Raw genomic sequence first — 17490 nt, forward strand, 5'->3', positions numbered from 1 at the left:
CTAAAAATTATCAGTAAAATCGAGCCCGAAAAAAGTTAGTAGCAAAAAGGAAGTGAGCAAATATAAGGACTAATAAAAACCTTTTCTGTCTTCCCTTTAAAATTAAAAAAATTTCATTCTGACAATCAAATTATTCCGCAGCCGTTAAGGTAGAGGTGATTTCTTTTAACTGTGCAGGATTCTGACCTGCATAAAAAGGAAGACAAAGAATTCTACCAGAAATAGATTCTGAAATTTCAATTTTTTTTCCTTGAATGTATGGTAAAGAATTCAAAGAGGGATAAAAATAGCGTCTTGGAAAGATTTCTTTTTCATTCAGAGCCTTCTGTACTTTTAAAAGTTCATTTTCATCAGAAAAAATTACCGGAAAATAGCTGTAGTTCCATTCTACACCCTCACGAAGTTTAATTATATTGAGCTCAGTATTTGTCAGGGCCACTTGGTAAAAATCATAGACCACTTTTCTTTGTTCTATATTGGATTCGACATAAGGCAAAACTGCTAATCCCATTGCCGCCTGTAGCTCGTTCATCTTAGCATTAATCCCAAGTCCTAAAAATTCTGTTGCGCTTTTGTGTCCAAAGTTGTGACTGTAAAATAGTTCCTTGTATAAATCAGGATCTTTACAAAACATTGCCCCGCCTTCCCCTGTATGGAAGATCTTTGTTGCATGGAAGCTACAGGTACTCACATCTCCATAATTAAAAATAGACTCTCCCTTATACTTTACACCAAAACAGTGAGCAGCATCATATATGACCTTAAGTCCATGTTTTTTTGCTATTCTGTCAATTTCCTCCACATTACAGGGATTTCCAAAAACATGTGTTGCCAGGATTGCTGTGGTTTGGTCTGTAATCGCAGCTTCTATTTTAGTTTCATCAATGGTCAAATATTCAGGGTGTATATCAACAAAAACAGGTGTGCATTTCTCCCACACGATAGCCGCGGTAGTAGCTACATAACTGAAAGGAGTGGTGATCACCTCTCCATTTCCTGCGAGCACTTTTAAAGCGATCTGCAAAGGCAGGGTCCCATTAGCGGTTAGAATAAGGTCAGGTGAATCGAGATAGTCTTTAAGCTTTGTCTGTAACTCATACCACAGTTTTCCTCCATTAGCGATCTGATTGGAATTCCAAATCTGCTCCAGGTATTTTTGATACTCCTCAATTGGAGGAAGAAAAGTTTTGGTGACGTTGATCATTTATTTGATTTCTCGTTTTTAAGTGTTTGCCTTTTGTTAGAACAGGCAATGATTTAGAAATTATTTTGTTCGATGTTCTCTAATTAAATCTTTTAACTGTGGTAATTGTTCAAACCTACCAAAAACAGATAAAATAAAATAAATACCCAAACCAATAAATCCTCCTGCCATTAATCTAACAAAATCCGGAAAATCATAGAAAAGATTCTGGTCCCCAAGAAAAACAATAGCGGCACCAAGAAAGGTTATGAAGTATACAGGAAAAACATCTCTTAATTGTGAACTCAGAGGATAGGTTATGAAAATCTGGGTATAATAGGCGTTTATAAAAAATGCCACCAGTGAAAGAACCACCTGCCCCCATAGCAAACCATATATTCCAAATGGTATAATTAATAACAGAGAAACTACAATGAGAATTTTCTTTACAATTTCCAGCTTCAGAAAAAGATCACTTCTACCATAGATATTCAACAGAGTTAAATTATAACTATGAAGAGGTAATAGTAATCCACCTAAACATAAGATCTGAAAAAAAGGAACAGCAGGTAGCCATTTTTCAGTAAAAAGAAATCTGAACAGTGGATCTGCCAGTGCAGCACTGATCATCAAAACCGGACTCACTATATATAAAACCATCTTCAAAAGTTTTCTAAAAACACTTTTTAGGCGTTCCGGATCATCTTTAATCCCTACAAACATTGGGAAACTAACCTTATTCAGAGCCCTCTCAATATTACTTAGCGGTAATTGTTTTGTGCTTTCGGCCCGGCTGTAGAAACCCAGTAATGCCGGAGAAAAAAATTTCCCTATTACTACTAAATACAGATTATTAAATAATCTATTAAGTAGATTGGCCACGCCCAGTTTATAACCATAATTCCAGTGTTTTATAAAAGTGTCTTTTTTGAAAATCATGGAAGGGAACCAATGAGAATATTTCCAGATAAGTACAGCGCTAATCAGGGAGGTTAATAGACTGCTGTACACCAGACTCCAAACCCCAAAACCTTCAATGGCAAGAAAAATTCCTAAGGCTCCACCAATCAATGCTGCAGGAATAGCAGTAAGGGTTTGAACTTTAAATTTCATATCACGTGTGAACAGAGCCAGATGAACAGAAGTTGCGGCTGAGAAAATAAATGTCAAACAATAAACCCTAATAATATTTGTAAGTAGGTCTTGCTTATAAAATTCAGCAATTAGAGGTGCACTAAAGAAAATTCCTGTGTAAATTAATAATCCTGCAAAGACGTTAAAAATAAAAACGGTAGAAAAATCCTTTTCATCAGCTTCGGTATCCCTAATAATCGAGAGGCTTAAACCACTATCTATAATTCCATTACCTACAGCTACAAAAACGGCAATCATTGCAATTAATCCGAATTCTGCAGGAAGTAGTAATCTGGCAAGGATCAAAGAGACAATAAACCCAATTATTTGATTCCCGAATTGCTGAGTAAAAGTCCATACCAGGCCGGATGTAACGACTTTCTTTAATGCCATTTAACAGTAGGTTATCTTAAAAAGATAGAACGAAAGTATGACTTATTCACCAAATAATACTTAATCCCAACCTAAAAGGGATATTATTAATTTTAAATATTAGCTTTGAGCCTACTATTATGGTATCAAAATCTGCAGAATTGGAATCTTTTAACACCAATGAAGTTTTAGTGCGTTATCAACAACTAAATAATTCGTTTGAAAAAAAACTGACTTTCCATTTAGGAGCAAATGCCGGGTTCTTTTCTGAATTCAATAATATGGTTTTTGCTATTCTTTACTGTTTAAAAAATAAAATTAAATTCAGTTTATATTCCAAAGGAGGCAATTTGGCTCACATTAAAGGTTGGCAGGATTACTTTCTGCCCTTTTGTGAAGAAACCAAATTTTTTCTTCACAAACGTTATAACCGAAGGGCATACCAGATGGAAAATGCCAAAATATGGCCTCCCGTTCTCCTTCGATCTCTAACAGGAAATGATTATTTAACACAAGATATATGGGATAGTTTTAGAACCCGGGAATTTGAATCTACGTCATTTACAATTCCTGAACTTGGTATATTTAATTCCACCCTTCCTAATGCAGCAAAAACTATAGTAGAAATGTTATGGCGTTATAACGAGCCTGCTGCAACTTATATTAAAGAATATAAAGAGTCTGTAGTTTTACCTGACAATTTCATAAGTATGCATATTCGAGCGGGCGACAAAACCAAAGAAAATGAAATTTATAATGTCGAGAACTATATGCAAGAAACAGTAAAATCGGGGCTATCCAAAAATATTTTTGTTTTGACCGATGACTACCGCTCAATAAAAGAACTTAGAAATAATTATCCATCCTGGAATTTTTTAACTTTATGCCAGCCGTCAGAACAGGGATATATTCATGCAGAATTTTTACAGCTGAGCAAAAGGGATAAATACCTAAGATTGCTAAAATTAATGGCCAGTATTGATATATGTGCTTCTTCTGAACACTTCATAGGCACCTATAGTTCCGGTCCTGGAAATTATCTAGCTATGCGGATGGGAGAAGAAAAGTGTACCGGGATTGATTATAAGAAGTGGTTATTATGGTAAATCAAGATATGGAAAAGAAGAAAGACACTTTCAAGCCTTTAAAAATCTGGTTCACCGATTTCTATAAAGGTTTTGATCCCGCCAATAATTATTTATATGAACTTTTAAGCCGCCACTATGAGCTTATTTTGGATAAGGGAAATCCCGAGTATCTCATTTATTCCTGCTATGGCAGAGATTTTCTTAAGTATAAAAACCCGGTAAAGATCTATTACACCGGAGAGAACCTGATCCCGGATTTCAATCTCTGTGACTACGGAATAGGATTCAGTTACCTGGAATTCGGAGACCGATATTTAAGATATCCTAACTTTGCACTTATTCCGGACCAGTTTAAAAAGCTCCTGAAGCCAAGATCATTTAATATAAAAGACCTTGAAAAGAAAGAATATTTCTGCAATTTCATATATTCTAATTCCCAGGCAGATCTGGCAAGAGATGAATTTTTTCACCTTCTAAGTAATTACAAAAAGGTCATGTCGCCAGGGAGCCATCTCAAGAACGCTTCAATGGATGTGGGGGGAAGATTTACAGAGAACTGGATGTACACAAAACTGAACTTTCAGTCAAAATGTAAATTCACCATTGCCTTTGAAAACTCTTCCTCGGCAGGCTATACCACAGAAAAGCTGATGCATGCCTACATCACCAATACTATTCCTATTTATTGGGGAAACCCCGAGGTGACAAAAGATTTTAATTCTAAGTCCCTGATCAACTGTCATGAATTTAAAACTTTTAAAGAGGTGATTGAGAGGGTGAAAGAAATAGATCAAAATGATGAGCTGGCGCTTCAAATGTTAAATGAACCTCCCTTACCCAGAAATGAAATTCCTGAGAATCTTAAGGAGGAGACACTGGAGAGGTTTTTAAAAACGGTTTTCGATCAGGATTTAGAAAAAGCTTATAGAAGGCCCAAATTTGGCACGATCAGAAATTATGAAAATGAATTGGCCAAAAAATTTCATTCGGGGAAACCGGATAAACTATCTTCTTTAAAAAGGTTACTTAAACTCTAATAAGAGATTACACGGATTTATCTGATTCCACGGATTTCATCCGTTTAAACAATCATCCCAGCGGCGATAGTTTCATCAGTTGATTCATCAATCAAAATGGAACTACCTTTATTCCTGTTCTCTCTATAGGAATCTGACATAATTGGTTCACCTCAACTTCACCCGGGCGATTACATTTCGAGACAAATTTTTGTCATTGGTTATCCTGTCATAAGCGTTGATATCGATCTGGAAATTAAAATGATTACGCGGATTACTACGGATTGCCCGGATTGACTGTTTATAATATCATACCTGCTGCCACCGTTTCATTTGTATTCTCATCAACGAGAATTATACTTCCAGTATTTCTGTTGTCACGGTAGGAATCAACCATTAAAGGACGAGTACACCTAATTTTTACACGAGAGATATCATTCATTTTTAATTCCTTATCCTCAATGATCCTATCGTAGGTATTGATGTCGATTTTATATATGACTTCCTTTATGATTGCACGCTGCTCATTAGAAGTATGAGTGATAGTATATTTCGCCCTTGGTTTGGCTGCATCATCATTCAGCCAGCAAAGCATTACATCAAACTCCTGGGTAGGCTCCGGCTGATTATTTAACCTTACTATCATGTCACCCCGACCCACATCTACATCATCTTCAAGGGTCATAGCGATGGACATAGGAGCGTAGGCTTCTTCAATTTCTGTTTCGCCTGAATTTATGGATCTTATTTTTGAAGTAAATCCAGATGGCAATACTGCCACTTCATCTCCTACACGGTAGATTCCGCTGGCCACTCTTCCCGCATATCCTCTGTAGTCCCGGTGTTCTTCACTTTGAGGTCTTAGCACCGTCTGTACCGGGAAGCGGGCATCAATTTTATTAATATCGCTGCTAATATGCAAAGTCTCCAGTATGTTCAGTAAAGTCCCTCCCTGATACCAATCCATACTCTGTGACCGGTTCACCACGTTATCTCCTTCCAAAGCGCTGATAGGAATGAAGCGTACATCCTTCATAAGCAGTTTTGAAGAAAATTCCTCGAATTGTCCAATGATCTCATTGAACCTATCTTCAGAGTAATCCACCAGATCCATTTTATTGATACAAACAATAAGATGTGGAATGTTCAGCAAAGAAGCGATAAAAGAATGCCTTTTCGTTTGTTCTATCACTCCGTGTCGGGCGTCGATCAAAATCACAGCAACATTTGCAGTAGATGCCCCGGTAACCATATTCCTGGTATATTGAATATGCCCCGGAGTATCGGCAATAATGAATTTTCTCTTCGGAGTCGTAAAGTACCTGTAGGCAACATCAATGGTGATCCCCTGCTCCCTTTCATCCCTTAAACCATCAGTAAACAAAGCGAGATCCACACCTCTGTGTCCTTTTTTTGCACTCGTGACACTAACGGATTCGAGCTGGTCTTCAAAGATTGATTTTGAGTCGTATAAGAGGCGGCCTATTAAGGTGCTTTTCCCATCATCCACCGAACCTGCAGTAGTAAATCGTAATAATTGGTTGTTATCTATATGCATTATGTCACTAATTATCGCGAATTTATAACGAATTATCGCGAATGGGTTGTATTAATAATTCTTTTATAGGTTAAGGATGTAGTGCCGAAATTCACAAGAACACCAAGCTCTTTTCGAGTAGCTGCTAAATAGTTATTTAACTGTGAAAGGAAAGCGACAGGTATATGTTTAACTGATTTTACTTCCAGAACAATTTTATCATAACAAACAAAATCAGCAATGTAATATTTCTTCAATTTTTGCTCTTTATAAAAAATATTCAACTTAACCTGCCGTTCGAAAGGAATTTCTGCATTTTTAAATTCTTGCTCCAGAGCTTCTTCATAAACAGACTCAAGGAAACCGGACCCTAAACCACGATGGACTTTCATACATGCTCCAATGATCTTATAGCTTTCCTCTTTATATAAGATTTTACTGTCGGACTCCATTCGTTTCATTCGCTTTAATTCGCGATAATTCGATTCTTTAATTCGTGATCAGAAGTAGCCCTGGCGCTTCCTATCTTCCATAGCGGTCTCAGAACGTTTATCATCACTCCTATCCCCTCTCTCGGTTTTTCTCATAGCTGAAACCTCCTGAACGATCTTTTCTAAGGTATCTGCTTCTGATTCTATACCACCAGTGATAGTAATGTCGCCAAGGGTTCGGAAACGGATTTTTTTCTTTTGGATTTTCTCCCCTTCTTCCAATCTCAAGAATTCTGAAACCGGTATCCAGGAATTGCTCCTCCAAACTACTTCCCGCTCATGGGCGATGTACAGCGAAGGGATTTTTATGTTTTCTCTTTTGATATAATTCCACACATCCATCTCTGTCCAGTTACTGATGGGAAAGGCTCGAAAATGCTCTCCTTCAAAGTGTTTTCCATTGAGCAAATTCCACAACTCCGGCCGCTGATTTTTTGGATCCCATTCACCGAAGTCGTTCCTATGAGAAAAGAAACGCTCCTTTGCTCTTGCCTTTTCCTCATCTCTTCTTCCCCCACCAATAGCGCAATCGATCCTGCGCTCCTCAATAGTATCCAATAAGGTTGTTATCTGCAAGGCGTTACGGGTTGCATTCTTTCCTCTTTCTTCAGCCACTCTTCCGTTATTGATCGAATCTTGCACGGAACCTACAATTAGCTTTACTCCAAGTTCCTTAACCAGATCATCTCTAAACTGAATGGTTTCTGGAAAATTATGTCCTGTGTCCACATGCAGTAATGCAAAAGGAATTTTAGCAGGATAAAATGCCTTTTTTGCGAGGTGAGTAACGAGAATGGAGTCCTTCCCACCTGAAAAAAGGATTACCGGGTTTTCGAACTGGGCCCAGACTTCCCTCAGGATAAATATTGCTTCCGATTCCAGTTCATCCAGGTAATTCAGAAAATATTTACTCATGATATAATATTTTTTGTTCAAGGAATTTTAGCAGCCTCTCCACAGATTCCTCTACAGATTCTTCCTCTGTTTTGATTTCAAAATCGGGAGTTTCAGGTACTTCATAAGGAGCGCTTATTCCAGTAAAATTTTTTATCTCCCCTGCCCTGGCTTTTGCATAGAAACCTTTGACATCCCTCTTCTCACAAATTTCAAGAGGCGTGTTTACAAAGATCTCCAGAAAATTCTCCCTTCCAATAATATTTTTTGCTTGGTCCCTATCCTCTTTTAAAGGAGAAATAAAGGCAGTAATAGTGAGCATTCCTGCATCCATAAATAATTTTGCAACCTCTGAAATCCTCCTGTTGTTCTCAAACCGATCTTCTCTGGAAAATCCAAGCCCTTTATTGAGTCCGCTGCGAATGTTGTCTCCGTCCAAAGCATAGGTCTGAACGCCCTGCTTAAATAGCCGTTCTTCGAGCTTACTTGCAATTGTAGACTTTCCTGAACCTGACAAACCGGTAAACCAAAGTACAAGAGAAGTATGACCGTTTTTTTTGCTGCGATCTTCCCTGGAAATATGGTATTTGTGTTTTATAATGTTGGGCATTGTTTTTCGTTAATTCGGGATTGGTTAATTCGTTAATCTGAGATTGGTAATTAGTTAATTAGTGATTTATTAATCAGAACTGCTCTTCGTATGTCTAACTTCGTAAATCTAACTTCAATCCACCTGCTCCTTCACTTCTAATACTTCATCAGTTTTGTTTCTCCTTCCCTGAAGTCCGTAATCAACTTTGTACCAGGTACGCTCGTGGAGATAATACAAAACCATTTTTGTAATAACCTCTGCTAATCCAATCTTTAATCCGGTAATTGGATTTCCGGTGATGATCCAGGCGAGAAGCATGGTATCCATGGTACCTACAATACGCCAGGAAATAGTTTTAGCTATGTGCCGTCTTCTACTGTTCCATTTTCCGGAGGAATGAGAAAATTCTCCTTTAAACCAGAGTCTTTCGTGAAAGTAATAAAGGATCATTTTTGTAATAACTTCAGCAAAACCAATCTTTAATCCCGTAAAGGGGCTCCCGGAGATAAGCCAGGCCAGCAGAATAGTATCCAAAGTTCCAACAATCCTCCAGGTAATAGTCTTGGCAATATGTCGCTTATGTGATTTATCCTTCATAAGAAACTACAAAGTTATCGTTTCTTAAATTTTCCCGGTTATATTGAATGCTTTTACCCGAATGGCTAAACTTGCAGGTAAAACCCACCGCTTCACAAATAGCCTGTCCTGCTTCGGTATCCCACTCCATAGTGGGGCCAAATCTTGGATAGTAATGAGCTTCACCTTCTGCCAATAAGCAAAACTTTAGGGAGCTTCCTATAGAAACCACCTGTACCTCCTTCTCTGCGGATTTTAGTTCTTTTATAAATTTGAGAGTTTCCTCGTTCATATGCGAGCGACTCCCGACAATCTTGATAGCATTTGACACTTTTTTCGGATGAATTTCTCTGGCAGACTTGATGATTTCAGTTGCATCTACTGCTTCTGCAGTTATATGAAATTTAAAAGCCTTTTTCTCTGAAACCAGGCTAAAGTAAATTACGTCAAGAGCCGGAGCATAAATTACGCCTATCTCAGGCTTTCCTTCTGAAACCAAAGCTATATTAACGGTGAATTCCCCATTGCGTTTAATGAACTCTTTTGTGCCATCAAGAGGATCTACAATCCAACAGCGGTCCCAATTCTTCCTTTCTTCAAAAGGTAACTCAAGGTTTTCTTCACTTATAACGGGGAGAACTGTAGATTTTAAATATCCATTTATGACGTCATTGGCTCTCTTATCAGCTATAGTCAAAGGAGATGCATCAGCCTTTATTTCCACCTGAAAGTCCTCTTTTTCCTAGACTTTCATAATCTCTCTTCCGGCTGCTATAGCAGCCTCAATGGCTATTTCTATATATTCTTTCATCGGCCACCAAATATATTCAAAGTTGATAAAAGAGCGAAAATATAGGGCACAAAAAAAGACGCTTCTCTCCTTTTTTAAGTAAGGTTATAAAACGTCTATTTTTAAAATTGGGGAAATCAGTACTAATCCGCCAAATCAGTTTCCTATCGCATAGAATTCAAATCCGATCTCCTTCTTGGTCTTAGGTTCCAATAACCTTCTGCCATCAAACAAGAATGCAGGCTTCAACATCTTATCATAAAGCTTTTGCCAATCCAGTTCTTTAAATTCGTCCCATTCAGTAAGAACGGCGATAGCGTGCGCATCTTCACAGGCTTCATAAGGAGAATTAACAACTGTAACGGCCTGCCGGTTTGCATCTCCGCTACGGGTGCCGAGATAATCAAGGTCTGAATAGATCTGCTCCTCGGTTACCTTAGGATCATATACCATGATCTCTGCCTGTTCATTAAGCAGATAATCTGCCACATAAATAGCTGCTGATTCCCGAGTATCATTTGTATCTTTTTTAAAGGCCCACCCTAAAATGGCAATTTTCTTACCGGCTACAGTGTTGTACATGGTTTGCACCATATTAGCTGCAAAACGCCTTTTTTGATGATCATTCATAATGATCACCTGCTCCCAGTAATCTGCGACCTCATTCAAATTGAAGGTGCGGGCAATATACACAAGGTTCAGGATGTCTTTTTGGAAACAAGACCCTCCAAAGCCAACAGATGCTTTCAAAAATTTCGGACCTATCCGGCTATCCATCCCTATAGCTTTAGAAACTTCATTTATGTCTGCTCCGGTCTTTTCGCAAAGTTCAGACATTGCATTTATGGACGAGACCCTTTGTGCCAGGAATGCATTGGCTGTAAGTTTCGATAATTCGGAGGACCAAACATTGGTGGTTAAGATCTTTTCTCTTGGAACCCATGTTGCATAAATATTTACAAGGGCTTCCATAGCCTCCCTACCTTCTTCAGTTTCTATATCTCCTCCAATAAGAACGCGATCGGGATTTCTTAAGTCTTCTACTGCAGTTCCTTCTGCTAAGAATTCCGGATTCGACAGAATTTGATATTTCACACCATTTCCTGTACTGTCTAGAATATCTCTCAACGCCGCAGCTGTACGTACGGGTAAGGTTGATTTCTCAATAACTATTTTATCATTTTTTGATACTTCAGCAATTTGGCGTGCACACAGCTCAATCCATTTTAGATCAGCTGCCATACCTTTTCCAATTCCGTAAGTCTTGGTTGGTGTATTTACGGAAATAAAGATCATATCGGCTTCGTCAATTGCCTTGTCTACATCAGTTGAAAAAAAGAGATTACGGCCTCTGGCCTCCTTCACTATTTCTGAAAGCCCTGGTTCGTATATTGGGATCTTTTCTACATCGGGATCATTCCACTGCTTTATTCTCTTCTCGTTGATGTCGACCACAGTAACATTTACGTTTGGACATTTTTGAGCGATTACCGCCATGGTAGGACCTCCCACGTAACCGGCACCGATGCAGCAAATATTTTTTATTTTCATTTATTTGTAGTTAATTGGGGATTGGTTAATAAGTTAATTGGTAGCTGTTCTCTACTTATATTAACCTGACCAATCTTTACTCATTCTGTTTTCTTAAATATTTAATATAACCATTTAACAACCTTATGCAGGAGTCGGTAGTATTTCTTATTTCCGCTAAATTCTCCTTTGTTATATAATTCCAGGAGTGTGCTTCAAGAGCATGATCTAAAACTTCGGCCACTGATCCACGAGCATTCAGAAGAAATTTGACGTTTTCTTTATAATGATAACGACCCCATCCCTCCGCAATATTTGCCGTTGCTGAACGGGAAGCCCTCAAAATTTGCGACCGTAAATCGAATTTTTCAGAATCCGGCAAGGCTAGAATAACTTTTTCCTTTATAAAAAGTTTAAGTTCAAAACACTTTTTCCAGCACTCCAATTTCTCGAAATTGTCAGCCATTCTTTTAGGTTAATTGGTTAATTGGTTATCGGGTTAATTAGTTAACTGGATTTTTTATTTTTCGAACCAAATTATCTTCACTATCTGTTATATTACTCATTAGTCCCTATTCCTCGATCACTAATCACCACTCCCTAATTCACCAATCCCCAATTAACCAATCACTAATCACAATTTTTTATCACACCTATCCCCTAATACTCCCTTCACATCATAAACCACTGTTTGCCCATTTTTCAATTGATCAAGGTCAAGATCAAGGAATTCTTTATGAGCAACAGTAAGCACCACAGCTTCAAACTTTCCTTTAGGCAATTCTCTGGTAGTGGTTAGCCCATATTCATGCTGCACTTCCTCAGGGTCGGCTAACGGATCATAAATGGTAATATTAGTACCGTACTCCTTCAGGTTTTTAATAACGTCAACCACCTTGGTGTTCCTAACATCAGGGCAGTTCTCCTTAAAGGTGATTCCCAGAACCAGGATATTCGCTCCTTTTACTTTTTGATCATTCTGAAGCATTAATTTTACTACTTCCGAAGCCACGTATTGGCCCATGGAGTCGTTCATTCTTCTTCCCGCCAGAATGATCTCGGGGTGGTACCCAATCTCCTGAGCTTTTTGAGCCAGGTAATAAGGATCGACTCCAATACAATGTCCGCCTACCAGTCCGGGTTTGAATGGCAGAAAATTCCATTTGGTTCCCGCCGCTTCTAAAACATCCTGGGTATCAATATCCATCATATTGAAGATCTTTGCCAGTTCATTGACAAATGCAATATTGATATCACGCTGAGAATTCTCAATCACTTTTGCTGCTTCTGCAACTTTGATCGTTGGGGCCAGATGCGTTCCTGCAGTAATTACTGAAGCATAAAGCTCGTCTACTTTTTTTCCTACTTCGGGAGTAGAACCTGCAGTGACTTTTAAGATCTTTTCAACCGTATGCTCCTTGTCCCCCGGATTTATTCTTTCGGGAGAATAACCTACATAGAAATCTTCATTGAATTTCAATCCGCTCGTCTTCTCCAATACCGGCACACATTCATCTTCTGTTGCCCCCGGAAAAACGGTTGATTCGTAAATTACTATATCTCCTTTTTTAAGCACCTTTCCTACAGATTCGCTACTTTTATATAACGGGGTAAGATCGGGTCGGTTATTTTTATCTACCGGAGTAGGTACAGTAATTACATAATAGTTGCAGTCTCTTATATCCTGAAGCTCTGCTGTACAGTACAAGCCGTTTTCATCAGAAGGAGATTCAACGAGCACCTCCTGAAGTATGTCATTTTCAACCTCAAGAGTGGTATCTATACCTTTCTTTAGCTCTTCTACTCTCTTCTTGTTGATATCAAATCCTATTACAGGAAATTTTGTTGCAAACAATCTTGCTAAAGGCAGGCCTACATAACCTAAACCTACAACTGCTATTCTTTTGTTTTCCATTATTTATTTACTAATAAATTCTCCCAATACCACTCCACAGCCTCTTTAAGCCCTGCTTCAATCTTGTATTGAGGTTCATAACCTAATAATTCTTTTGCTTTATCCACAGATGCCAATGAGTGTGGAATGTCTCCAGCCCTGTTCGGACCGTGTTCTACTTCTACATTAGCTATTTCAGGATCGTATTCTGAAAGATATTTCTTGAGGAGTTGTGTAAGTTGTTTCAAATTGGTTCTATCCCCTACAGCCGTATTATAAACCTGATTCAGCGCCTCCTGGTTCCCGGTTGTCAATGCCAAAAGATTCATTTGGATAACATTATCGATATAAGTGAAATCCCGGGAGTAGGTTCCGTCACCGTTGATCACCGGACTTTCATGCTTCATGAATTGAATTACAAACTTTGGGATCACGGCAGCATAAGCTCCATGCGGATCCTGTTTTCTTCCGAAGACATTGAAATACCGCAAACCAATAGTATCTAAACCATATGTAGTATGGAAAATATCGGCATAGAGCTCATTTACATATTTTGTAATGGCATATGGAGATAAAGGTTTGCCAATCTTATCTTCAACTTTAGGCAAGGCTTCAGAATCTCCATAAGTAGAGGAACTTGCCGCGTAAACAAATCTTTTAACCCCGGCATCCCTGGAGGCTACCAACATGTTCAGAAATCCTGATATGTTGACTTCATTACTGGTAATAGGATCATTAATAGATCTTGGAACAGATCCCAGTGCTGCCTGATGCAACACATAATCCACCCCGGCAACTGCTCTTTTACAAGCATCGAGATTTCGAATGTCTCCTTCTATTAATGTGAATTTGGAATTATCATGTATTGCAGAAAGATTTTCTCGTTTCCCTGTCGCGAAATTATCAAGGCAAACTACTTCAGCATTAAGATCCAGAAGAGTCTCACAAAGATTGGATCCAATAAATCCGGCACCGCCGGTTACTAATACTTTTGAAGAACTCAGCAATTCAAATTGTTTGCTGTTCATTAAATTAAATTTGGATTGTTTTTTTGAAATATCCGCCAAAGATAAAATTTCCCCGCGAGGTATTTCCTAATTTCCTCTTAAAGCAGTTCATTTTTTGAATTCCGTAGATTCCAAATGAACCACTTTAGTATCTATAATATATTTCTGAACCGGTCCTGTATTTTTTTTATTGATACGGTTAATAAGAACCTCCATCGCCTTTTCCCCCAGTTTATCAGGGAATTGATCAAAATAACTTACAGAAGGAGTGAGATATTTAGCGAGACCTCCCCTAATAAATCCAACAATCTTAAGGTCCTCCGGAATTCTTATCCCGTTCTCATAAGCCAGCCTGTAAGCCATCATCGTACTGTCAAAATCACTTCCTAACACAGCTTCCACTTTATCTTCAAGCAACATCTTCAGGATTTTTTCTTTGAGGCTTTCCATTTTTGCAGAATTTGCAACATAGAAAGTGTCGTTTTCCCTAAGAGCTTCTCTATACCCATCAATCCTGGCTTTACCTACTCCCATGTGATGTATGGAAGTTGCTATTCCAATCCGGTTAATACCTTTCTCCTGAAGTTCTTTAGTTGCATCATAAAACACCTTATGATCATCAATTCCTACTTTATCAACAGCCATATCAAAACCTATCCGGTCATAAAGCACTACAGGAATATCATACTGAAGCACATTTTTGATATGTTCAAATTCTTTTTTCCGCTGAGTCTCTTCTGCTATAGCTATTAGGACGCCGTCAACATATCCCGAGGTTAAAAGCTCTGCAATTTGCTTTTCCCTGTCATAAGATTCATTGGAGATATACGTCATGAGCTGCAGCCCCTCTCTCTGCGCCCTTTCCTCCATTCCGGAAAGTACTTTTGCAAAAAAGGAATTTGCGATGTTGGGAATTAAAACTCCAATAGTACCGCTTTTACTGCTTTTTAAGTTAACTGCAGTGGGATTAGGCCTGTAATTATGAAGAGCAGCCAATTCTTTTACCCTTTCAATTGTTTTAGGACTAATTTCGGGGCTATCATTAAGAGCTTTTGACACTGTAGAGACTGAAACATTGAGCAATCTTGCTAACTCTTTCAGGGTAATTCTGCTTTTCATTCAGAAGAATTTATAGGGATGAAATACAAATGTAATAAAGCCTTGTTAATTCGTTTCATTAATTACCGGCTCATCCTAAGAATATTTATCTTTTTCCGGAAAAAACTTCCAAAAATGAGATTTTTAAGCACTTACTGGTTTTACGTTTTAGCTGCAGTTATAACCATTGTGGGTTTGGTAACTGGTTGGTATGTTTTTTTCCTTTTTGCCCTTCCTTTAGGACTCTTCAACTTCAGAAGCAAGGACAAGGATGAATAGCGCGTTAAATAATTACTAAACCACCCGCTGTATTTGCAAAGACGGGTGCGCAGCCGTAATTTAAGCATCAACAAAAACAACCCGGAATGAAACAAAAAGGAACGGTATCGCAAACCTTAAATATGCTGCGTTTAGACTTCGGATATGAAGAAGATTTCAACCTGCTGGATGAAAAATTAAAAACTCCCGGGGAAAGGGAAGAATTTTTATCCCAGGATTTTGTGGTTGATGAAGTTTACAGGTTTGAAGGCCCTTCTAATCCAGGCGACGAAGCAACGATCTACGCTATAACTACTTCAAAGGGAAGAAAAGGGGTGCTACTTGACGGATACAACTATACATCGGGACAGGTTTCTGAAGAACTCCTTCAAAAACTTGATCTAAAGAAAAACAGACCCATCTCGGATTAACTTTCAAAAAAAGGAATTTTCTAATACATTTTTTCTGATTAATTAATTTAATTACAAAACAACTATGAGTTATCTAGGTTTAGACGAAAAAAAAACGTCAAATACTGTACAGGAGCTAAATATCCTTTTAGCCGATTATCATCTTTATTATCAAAAATTGAGAAATTATCATTGGAATGTCATTGGTAAGAACTTTTTTGATCTTCATGAGAAATTTGAAGAGCTTTATGATGATGCCAAGATCAAGATCGACGAAATAGCAGAAAGGATCCTTACGCTGCGCTATCAACCCACCAGCAATCTAAGCGAATATCTGGAGAAAGCGAATGTAAAGGAATCCAAATCTGACCTTTCCGATTCCCAGATGATCAAGAACCTCTTAGATGACCACGGAACGATTTTAAAGCAAATGCGTAAAGTAGTTGAAATCGCAGAAAAAGGAGGCGATGAAGGTACTATTGACCTTATTGGAGCCTACATAAGAGAGTTGGAGAAAACGAGTTGGATGCTTGATGCCTGGAAGATGAAGACTTCTGAACAACACAAGCCGGTCTAAATAAATGGACGACGGATTTAATATTAATGATTCCATTGAAGGAATCTGGGATAAATTAGGCGAATGGCTGGATTCTTTGATCCTGGGTTTGCCTAATTTTCTTTTGGCAATTCTGGTCTTTTTTCTATTTGTACTGGGAGCTAAATATCTTGGGCAGATTCTTAATAGGGTACTAAGGTTCAAAGTTAAGCAAGACTCCATTAGAGAGATCACGATCAAGATCGTAAAGGTTCTGATCATTGCCATTGGGTTCTTTGTTGCTCTTGGCCTCCTGAATCTTGACAAAGTCTTGACTTCGGTACTTGCAGGTGCCGGTGTTGTGGGACTGGCTATAGGTCTTGCTCTCCAGGGGACGCTTAATAACACCTTTTCGGGAATCCTTTTAAGTTTTCTACCAGAATTACAGATAGGAGACTGGATCGAAAACAACGGTTATGCAGGACGCGTAGTGGAAATCAACCTTAGAAGCATCGTTATAAGGGAAGCAGACAATAATTATGTGGTTATTCCAAACTCCCAGGTAATTGACGCCCCTTTTAAGAATTTTTCACGCACCTCCCGGTCACGGGTAATGGTCAACTGCGGAATTGCTTATAATTCTAATCTTGAGATGGTAAGGGATTTAACCATCAATACCTTAGCCGAAATTTTCCCGCAACAGGGAAATGAAGAGGTTGAATTTATGTACAACGAATTTGGAGACAGCTCCATCAATTTTGTCGTCAGATTCTGGGCACCCGTCACTACAAATCGGGATATTTTAATTGCCTCTAATTCGGCTATCATTGCTATGAAGAAGGCTTATGATGAGCATGGAATAAACATCCCGTTCCCAATAAGAACCTTGGAATTCAATAATAAACTGAAGCTGGACCAACCATCTCTTCCCGGGGAATCAGGAGCAAAAGGAGAATAGTCTTACCATCCTCATAAACCTCATAAAGGCTAAAAAATTATTCATCGTGAAATTTACCAGGAAATAATAATGGCCTTCTAAAATCCAAACCGATACTCAAACATCTGGGTTGGTAAGGCTCATAGAA

The 17490-nt window shown here is 38.4% G+C and carries 20 protein-coding genes; 6 read left to right on the forward strand and 14 right to left on the reverse strand.

The window, feature by feature from the left end; all coding sequences use genetic code 11:
* Positions 1-130: 130 nt before the first annotated feature.
* Both CRO16_RS09380 and CRO16_RS09385 read right to left on the reverse strand, forming a co-directional pair.
* Complete coding sequence (locus CRO16_RS09380; RefSeq protein WP_097056125.1) at positions 131-1204, reverse strand: DegT/DnrJ/EryC1/StrS family aminotransferase; 1074 nt, start codon at positions 1202-1204, stop codon at positions 131-133.
* A 60-nt stretch (positions 1205-1264) separates the two neighbouring features.
* The gene (locus CRO16_RS09385; protein ID WP_097056126.1) at positions 1265-2710 is read right to left on the reverse strand and encodes a lipopolysaccharide biosynthesis protein; all 1446 of its coding nucleotides are present in this window, start codon (positions 2708-2710) and stop codon (positions 1265-1267) included.
* A 140-nt stretch (positions 2711-2850) separates the two neighbouring features.
* On the opposite strand from CRO16_RS09385, the gene CRO16_RS09390 reads away from it, so the two are divergent.
* Together CRO16_RS09390 and CRO16_RS09395 are read left to right on the forward strand one after the other, a co-directional pair.
* The gene (locus CRO16_RS09390) at positions 2851-3795 is read left to right on the forward strand and encodes an O-fucosyltransferase family protein (protein ID WP_143544494.1); all 945 of its coding nucleotides are present in this window, start codon (positions 2851-2853) and stop codon (positions 3793-3795) included.
* An 8-nt stretch (positions 3796-3803) separates the two neighbouring features.
* Positions 3804-4814, forward strand: a complete 1011-nt coding sequence (locus tag CRO16_RS09395) for a glycosyltransferase family 10 domain-containing protein (RefSeq protein WP_179670521.1) — start codon at positions 3804-3806, stop codon at positions 4812-4814.
* Between the two features lie 44 nt (positions 4815-4858).
* Here CRO16_RS09395 and CRO16_RS16455 read toward each other — a convergent pair whose 3' ends face one another.
* The 12 genes from CRO16_RS16455 to CRO16_RS09450 all read right to left on the reverse strand — a co-directional run bounded on the left by CRO16_RS16455 (position 4859) and on the right by CRO16_RS09450 (position 15223).
* The gene (locus CRO16_RS16455) at positions 4859-4954 is read right to left on the reverse strand and encodes a hypothetical protein (RefSeq protein WP_394341393.1); all 96 of its coding nucleotides are present in this window, start codon (positions 4952-4954) and stop codon (positions 4859-4861) included.
* A 140-nt stretch (positions 4955-5094) separates the two neighbouring features.
* Positions 5095-6351, reverse strand: coding sequence for a sulfate adenylyltransferase subunit 1 (locus CRO16_RS09400; RefSeq protein WP_097056129.1), 1257 nt, complete (start codon positions 6349-6351; stop codon positions 5095-5097).
* A 32-nt stretch (positions 6352-6383) separates the two neighbouring features.
* Positions 6384-6791, reverse strand: a complete 408-nt coding sequence (locus CRO16_RS09405) for a GxxExxY protein (RefSeq protein WP_097056130.1) — start codon at positions 6789-6791, stop codon at positions 6384-6386.
* Between the two features lie 39 nt (positions 6792-6830).
* Complete coding sequence (gene cysD / locus CRO16_RS09410; RefSeq protein ID WP_097056131.1) at positions 6831-7736, reverse strand: sulfate adenylyltransferase subunit CysD; 906 nt, start codon at positions 7734-7736, stop codon at positions 6831-6833.
* Positions 7729-8325, reverse strand: coding sequence for an adenylyl-sulfate kinase (cysC, locus tag CRO16_RS09415; protein ID WP_097056132.1), 597 nt, complete (start codon positions 8323-8325; stop codon positions 7729-7731). Before cysC ends, cysD begins: the two co-directional genes overlap by 8 nt.
* A gap of 114 nt (positions 8326-8439) precedes the next feature.
* Positions 8440-8904 carry a DUF2061 domain-containing protein gene (locus CRO16_RS09420; RefSeq protein ID WP_097056133.1) on the reverse strand — a complete coding sequence of 155 codons (465 nt, stop codon included), beginning with the start codon at positions 8902-8904 and terminating at the stop codon, positions 8440-8442.
* Positions 8894-9607, reverse strand: a complete 714-nt coding sequence (gene cysQ, locus CRO16_RS09425; protein WP_317042522.1) for a 3'(2'),5'-bisphosphate nucleotidase CysQ — start codon at positions 9605-9607, stop codon at positions 8894-8896. The genes CRO16_RS09420 and cysQ overlap by 11 nt, the downstream gene beginning before the upstream one ends.
* Positions 9608-9829: 222 nt before the next feature.
* Positions 9830-11224 carry a UDP-glucose 6-dehydrogenase gene (locus tag CRO16_RS09430; protein ID WP_097056134.1) on the reverse strand — a complete coding sequence of 465 codons (1395 nt, stop codon included), beginning with the start codon at positions 11222-11224 and terminating at the stop codon, positions 9830-9832.
* Positions 11225-11300: 76 nt separating this feature from the next.
* The gene (locus CRO16_RS09435; protein ID WP_097056135.1) at positions 11301-11669 is read right to left on the reverse strand and encodes a four helix bundle protein; all 369 of its coding nucleotides are present in this window, start codon (positions 11667-11669) and stop codon (positions 11301-11303) included.
* A gap of 168 nt (positions 11670-11837) precedes the next feature.
* Positions 11838-13118 (reverse strand): nucleotide sugar dehydrogenase, encoded by a 1281-nt coding sequence (locus tag CRO16_RS09440; protein ID WP_097056136.1) that lies wholly within the window; start codon positions 13116-13118, stop codon positions 11838-11840.
* Positions 13118-14125, reverse strand: a complete 1008-nt coding sequence (locus CRO16_RS09445) for an SDR family oxidoreductase (protein ID WP_097056446.1) — start codon at positions 14123-14125, stop codon at positions 13118-13120. The genes CRO16_RS09440 and CRO16_RS09445 overlap by 1 nt, the downstream gene beginning before the upstream one ends.
* Before the next feature lie 87 nt (positions 14126-14212).
* A complete protein-coding gene (locus CRO16_RS09450) occupies positions 14213-15223 on the reverse strand; it encodes a LacI family DNA-binding transcriptional regulator (RefSeq protein WP_097056137.1) in 1011 nt (336 codons plus the stop codon).
* Positions 15224-15337: 114 nt separating this feature from the next.
* On the opposite strand from CRO16_RS09450, the gene CRO16_RS16175 reads away from it, so the two are divergent.
* From CRO16_RS16175 to CRO16_RS09470, 4 genes are all read left to right on the forward strand, one after another.
* Positions 15338-15481 (forward strand): hypothetical protein, encoded by a 144-nt coding sequence (locus tag CRO16_RS16175; protein ID WP_179670522.1) that lies wholly within the window; start codon positions 15338-15340, stop codon positions 15479-15481.
* An 86-nt stretch (positions 15482-15567) separates the two neighbouring features.
* On the forward strand, positions 15568-15891 hold the full coding sequence (locus CRO16_RS09460) for a phosphoribosylpyrophosphate synthetase (RefSeq protein WP_097056139.1): 324 nt from the start codon (positions 15568-15570) through the stop codon (positions 15889-15891).
* A gap of 64 nt (positions 15892-15955) precedes the next feature.
* Positions 15956-16447, forward strand: coding sequence for a Dps family protein (locus tag CRO16_RS09465; protein ID WP_097056140.1), 492 nt, complete (start codon positions 15956-15958; stop codon positions 16445-16447).
* Positions 16448-16451: 4 nt separating this feature from the next.
* Positions 16452-17363, forward strand: coding sequence for a mechanosensitive ion channel family protein (locus CRO16_RS09470; RefSeq protein WP_097056141.1), 912 nt, complete (start codon positions 16452-16454; stop codon positions 17361-17363).
* The last annotated feature ends 127 nt before the right edge of the window (positions 17364-17490 follow it).

This window comes from Salinimicrobium sediminis, assembly GCF_900215295.1.
GTDB classification, from domain to species: domain Bacteria; phylum Bacteroidota; class Bacteroidia; order Flavobacteriales; family Flavobacteriaceae; genus Salinimicrobium; species Salinimicrobium sediminis.

Excerpts from the sequence above, each read along its gene's own strand:
- CRO16_RS09380 (WP_097056125.1), bottom strand. The coding sequence starts at position 1,204 with ATGATCAACGTCACCAAAACTTTTCTTCCTCCAATTGAGGAGTATCAA.
- CRO16_RS09385 (WP_097056126.1), bottom strand. The coding sequence starts at position 2,710 with ATGGCATTAAAGAAAGTCGTTACATCCGGCCTGGTATGGACTTTTACT.
- CRO16_RS09395 (WP_179670521.1), top strand. The coding sequence starts at position 3,804 with ATGGAAAAGAAGAAAGACACTTTCAAGCCTTTAAAAATCTGGTTCACC.
- CRO16_RS16455 (WP_394341393.1), bottom strand. The coding sequence starts at position 4,954 with ATGTCAGATTCCTATAGAGAGAACAGGAATAAAGGTAGTTCCATTTTG.
- CRO16_RS09400 (WP_097056129.1), bottom strand. The coding sequence starts at position 6,351 with ATGCATATAGATAACAACCAATTATTACGATTTACTACTGCAGGTTCG.
- CRO16_RS09405 (WP_097056130.1), bottom strand. The coding sequence starts at position 6,791 with ATGAAACGAATGGAGTCCGACAGTAAAATCTTATATAAAGAGGAAAGC.
- cysD (WP_097056131.1), bottom strand. The coding sequence starts at position 7,736 with ATGAGTAAATATTTTCTGAATTACCTGGATGAACTGGAATCGGAAGCA.
- cysC (WP_097056132.1), bottom strand. The coding sequence starts at position 8,325 with ATGCCCAACATTATAAAACACAAATACCATATTTCCAGGGAAGATCGC.
- CRO16_RS09420 (WP_097056133.1), bottom strand. The coding sequence starts at position 8,904 with ATGAAGGATAAATCACATAAGCGACATATTGCCAAGACTATTACCTGG.
- CRO16_RS09430 (WP_097056134.1), bottom strand. The coding sequence starts at position 11,224 with ATGAAAATAAAAAATATTTGCTGCATCGGTGCCGGTTACGTGGGAGGT.
- CRO16_RS09435 (WP_097056135.1), bottom strand. The coding sequence starts at position 11,669 with ATGGCTGACAATTTCGAGAAATTGGAGTGCTGGAAAAAGTGTTTTGAA.
- CRO16_RS09440 (WP_097056136.1), bottom strand. The coding sequence starts at position 13,118 with ATGGAAAACAAAAGAATAGCAGTTGTAGGTTTAGGTTATGTAGGCCTG.
- CRO16_RS09445 (WP_097056446.1), bottom strand. The coding sequence starts at position 14,125 with ATGAACAGCAAACAATTTGAATTGCTGAGTTCTTCAAAAGTATTAGTA.
- CRO16_RS09450 (WP_097056137.1), bottom strand. The coding sequence starts at position 15,223 with ATGAAAAGCAGAATTACCCTGAAAGAGTTAGCAAGATTGCTCAATGTT.
- CRO16_RS16175 (WP_179670522.1), top strand. The coding sequence starts at position 15,338 with ATGAGATTTTTAAGCACTTACTGGTTTTACGTTTTAGCTGCAGTTATA.
- CRO16_RS09460 (WP_097056139.1), top strand. The coding sequence starts at position 15,568 with ATGAAACAAAAAGGAACGGTATCGCAAACCTTAAATATGCTGCGTTTA.
- CRO16_RS09465 (WP_097056140.1), top strand. The coding sequence starts at position 15,956 with ATGAGTTATCTAGGTTTAGACGAAAAAAAAACGTCAAATACTGTACAG.
- CRO16_RS09470 (WP_097056141.1), top strand. The coding sequence starts at position 16,452 with ATGGACGACGGATTTAATATTAATGATTCCATTGAAGGAATCTGGGAT.